Source organism: Acidobacteriota bacterium, assembly GCA_034211275.1.
In the GTDB taxonomy this organism is placed as follows: Bacteria; Acidobacteriota; Thermoanaerobaculia; order Multivoradales; family JAHZIX01; genus JAGQSE01.
Genome location: JAXHTF010000317.1, coordinates 1 through 3,973, shown reverse-complemented (window position 1 = coordinate 3,973; position 3,973 = coordinate 1). Strand labels below are relative to the sequence as shown.

Genomic DNA, 3,973 nt, shown 5'->3' with positions numbered 1-3,973 from the left:
CGGCCGCCCTGGTTGATGATCTCGCCGCGGGCGCTGACGTTGACATTGATCACCTGGTTGGCGATTACCAGCCCATGAACCCGCTGGGTCAGGTAGAGGTGGGTGGTGCCGTTGTGGGTGGTGGTGTAGCGGTCGCGCACGGCGAGCGAGTTGAAGTCCACCTCGGCGGCACCTTTCTGGGTGCGGCTGCGCAGAAAGTCGACGGCCAGGTCGAGGGCGTCTCCGGTGGCCGGGCCGGTGAGGAATTGAGGGCTGTTACGGGACATTTCCGACGCTGCCAGGGGGGCAGCGAGGGCACAGATCAAAACAAACGAGAGGGCGGCGATAACGCCGCGAGGACATCGGCAGAACAGACGATTCATAAGTACTGAAACCTCCAGGATAGGGACCGGGGGGGTGGTATCCAGCCGCTCTACAACTCTTCTAGGAAGCTTGCGGCGGCCAGACGAATGCACGAGCGGCTCGACAGGGAAGCAAGGGCAGGTCGAGCCCTGGCGTGCCCGGTTACAGAGCCGCGGACAGCGCCTACGGACGACTCCTTTGGGCAGGAGTGGTGCTGTCTGGATCCGCGCGGGGAGCGCGAGATCTCAGAGCCTTACGCAGGCATCGCTGATCAAGTGCTTGATGTTGTATCAGTACGAGCTTGGGAAGTCAATGACATCTTAGACAATAGATTCAAGGAGCCTTGCAGGTCGATACATATGCAAAGCTGTTATTTCGGCAATTGATTGACGAAAGTGTGCCGCCGGTGTTCCAGGCAGCTCCGGTCGGGGCTGCCCAGCGCGCTACTGCTCAGTGCGCTACTGCTCAGCGCGCTGCTAACCAGTGCGCTGCTAACCAGTGAGCTGCTAAGTGGACGAACGACCGGGGACGGGCTGATCGCGGCGGCGTAGCGGCTTGTCGTAGAAGTAGCGTTTGATGCCGGTGCGCTGGAAGGGACGCCAACGGTCCGCGGGCTGGGCCAGGCGGTCCGCCACAGCGTAGAGCACCAGAGGGTTGTACCCGAGCCCCAGGTGACTGCCCACCACCTCGATGCTCTCGCTTTGGGGGCCGTAGCTCTCGATGCAGCACTGCCAGGCGGCGACTCCGTCGCTACGGCTGAAGATGGCGGTGGCGGGCACCGGCGGCGGTCGTCGCAGGCGGTCCATCATCTCCGCTTCGAGGCCGTCGACGGTCCGTCCGCTGAGCCATTCGAAGAGCCGCCAGGGACGGTTGGCGCGGGGATCGCCGGCGAAGGGACTGCCGAGGGTGATCACCTGGCGGACGGCTTCCGGAGCCTTCCAGGCGAGCTCTCGGGCGTAGATGCCACCGAGGCTCCAGCCCACCACGCTGACCGGCTGTCCGTGCCGCTGGTGGAGATCCAGCATGCGCTCCAGCATGCGCTCCTCGACCCCTTCCCGGGGCCCCAAGTTGCGGCCCTGAGCCCAGCCGTAGGAGCGCAGGTTGCGGCTGCGCAGGAAGCGCCGCAGCGGAACGGTGGAGGCATCGCTGGCGAGGAAGCCCGGCAGCACCAGCACCGGATGGCCATCGCCTTCCGGGGCCTTGCGCAGCAGGGGCCACGCCAGCAGTCCGGCGGCGGCTTCGTAGACCATGCGCCCCTCCGCCAGCAGCAGCAGATTGGATGGAGGCTTGAGGGAGCTGCTCATGAATCCCCCAGGAAGAGGATCTTGCCGGCGCCGGCATCGGCGGCGAGGCCAAGATCTTGGCGCAGCTCACCGTAGGAGGCGGCGAGGTGACGGGTGAAGACGCTGGCATCGGGAAGAATGGAGCGGCAGCTGGTGACGCCGATGGCCAAGGAGCCGGCGTAGCTGAAGATCACCAGGATCATGCCCATGCCGTCGAAGATGGGGCCGGCGCCGATGTGGGCGAGCATGCGGGTGCCGGCCATGTACAGCGGCACTTGGGGCCCGGGAACGTTGGTGATCACCAGGTTGAAGATGGGCTTGTGATAGCGCGACAGGTGCATGCGGCTGTACAAGCGGGTGGCCAGACCGCCGAGGGAGAAGGGGAGGAAGCGGGTGTAGTCGCTGAGGGTTTCGGCGCCCAGGGCCTGTTGGTAGATCTTGCTGCGGTTGGCGGCGCTGCGGATCGCCGTCAGCCGTTCCCCGGGCTGCTCCAGATCGGTGGCCAGGGAGACCAGCATGGCGGTGACCTGGTTGCCCATGGCGGATCGCGCCTCTTCGGGGCGCACGGAGACCGGCACCATGGCGACGAGGGGATCCTCCGGCAGCTCTTGCAGCTCGCTCAGGTGGCGGCGCAGGGCACCGGAGCACACCGTCAGCACCACATCGTTGACGGTGGCGCCTTGGATTCCGGTATCGGCGGCTGCATTCTTGATCTCTTTGATCCCTTCCAGCGAGAGCACCACGCCGTCCCATACCCGTTCATCGGTGACCGGTGCGTTGAGGCGGCAGCGGGGGGCGGTGAAGGGGGATGGCGGAGGCTCCACCCGGCCCAGTGCTCGGGCGGCGCCGGCGCGCACGGCACCGGTGAGGGTGTGGCGAACGGTGCGGGTGATCTCCCCGGGCTTGGAGGCGAGGTTGCGGCCGGCTCGGCTCAGCAGGGCGAGGGTTCCCGGTGGATCCTCGGGGCTCCAGCCGGTCTCCGGCGGCGGTGCCGGTGCGTCGGGGGAGAGGTCGAAGAGGGCGGCGAGGATCTCCGCTCCGGAGAGGCCGTCGATGGCCGCGTGGTGTACCTTGCTGATCAGCACCGCACAACCCTCGGGCAGACCCCGCACCGCCCCCAAGCCTTCGGCGAAGGTGATCTGCCACAGCGGCCGGCTGCGGTCCAGGGGCTGGCTGAACTCCCACTCCATCAGCGCCCGCAGCTGGCGCCAGCCACCGGGTTCGGGGATCTCCGCCCGCTGCAGATGGTGGTCCAGGTCGAACTCCGTGTCGTCCACCCAATAGGGCTTTCCCAGCCCCGTGGGCTCTTCTTGGAGCTTCTGGCGGAAGATGGGGATGGCGCCGATGCGCGAGGCGAGGAATTGGCGGAAGTCGCCGAAACTCAGCCCGCCCTCTCGGGTCGAAGGATCGAGCAGCACGGTGGCACCGATGTGCATCGGTGAGTCGGCGGTCTCGAGCACCAAGAACGAGGCATCGAGCCCCGACAGTTGCCTCATGTCGCTAAGCCTTCCACGGTTGAGCTTTGGAGTATAACCGCTTCGTCCGCCTCGCCGGAATCTTCTGCCGGTGCTGCGGAGTCCCCTCCCGAAGCCTCCTCTTCCTCGCTGGAGGACGGTGGAGCCGGTGCGGCGACCTCGTCGGTGTCGGCACCGAAGGTTGCACCGGGGGGAGGGATCACCGAGAGCCGAACCCGCCGTGGCCGGATGGATTTGACCTCCAGCTCCGGCGGCAAGGCGATCTGCTGGGCGTTCAGCTGGTAGGTGCGGCGGCCGAGCTGGACCAATACGGCGTCGAGGGTCACGTGCAGACCCTCCGGTTCCCCTAGCAGCAAGAGATGCCGGGGGCCACCCAGCACCACCTCCACCTGTTCAGGTTCGACGCCTTCCAGCTCGTAGCCGGGGGGTAGATTCTGCACCTCCACCGGAATCTCACAGGTTAGCTCGCCGCGGCCCGAGCCGCCCACCAGCAAACCCCAGAGCAGCCCGGCGGTGGCCAGCGCGGCCAGCGCCTCGCGCCAGCGGCGGGCGGCCCGCGCCCACACCATGCCGGCGGTAGTGGAGGGCTCCTGGCTGCCCAGGAAGCTCTCCAGCTCGGAGGCCAGGGTCTCCGGCTTGTCGAGAATCCGCAGATGGCCGTCCCGAGCCACCGACACGGTTCCCCGTTCCTCCGAGACCACGATGCACAGGGCGTCGGTGAGCTCCGCCAAGCCGAGACCGGCGGCGTGGCGGGTGCCGCCGGGGCCGACCTCCCGCTGGTCGCTGGACAGCGGTAGATGGACGGCGAAGCGCTGGATGCGGTCGCCGTGGAGAATCACCGCGCCGTCGTGGCCGGGAGAGTGGTGGTCGAAG

General features: G+C 67.3%; 4 protein-coding genes. All 4 read right to left on the bottom strand.

The window, feature by feature from the left end:
- A partial coding sequence (locus tag SX243_25445) for a hypothetical protein (protein ID MDY7096334.1) occupies positions 1-266 on the bottom strand: 266 nt, incomplete at its 3' end.
- Between the two features lie 582 nt (positions 267-848).
- Complete coding sequence (locus SX243_25440) at positions 849-1,646, bottom strand: alpha/beta hydrolase (protein ID MDY7096333.1); 798 nt, start codon at positions 1,644-1,646, stop codon at positions 849-851.
- Complete coding sequence (locus tag SX243_25435; GenBank protein MDY7096332.1) at positions 1,643-3,121, bottom strand: wax ester/triacylglycerol synthase family O-acyltransferase; 1,479 nt, start codon at positions 3,119-3,121, stop codon at positions 1,643-1,645. Before SX243_25435 ends, SX243_25440 begins: the two co-directional genes overlap by 4 nt.
- A partial coding sequence (locus SX243_25430; protein ID MDY7096331.1) for a diadenylate cyclase occupies positions 3,118-3,973 on the bottom strand: 856 nt, incomplete at its 5' end. The genes SX243_25435 and SX243_25430, both read right to left, overlap by 4 nt.

What these genes read in the sequence shown, in the direction of transcription:
- SX243_25440 (MDY7096333.1), bottom strand. Translation starts at nt 1,646, where the DNA reads ATGAGCAGCTCCCTCAAGCCTCCATCCAATCTGCTGCTGCTGGCGGAG.
- SX243_25435 (MDY7096332.1), bottom strand. Translation starts at nt 3,121, where the DNA reads ATGAGGCAACTGTCGGGGCTCGATGCCTCGTTCTTGGTGCTCGAGACC.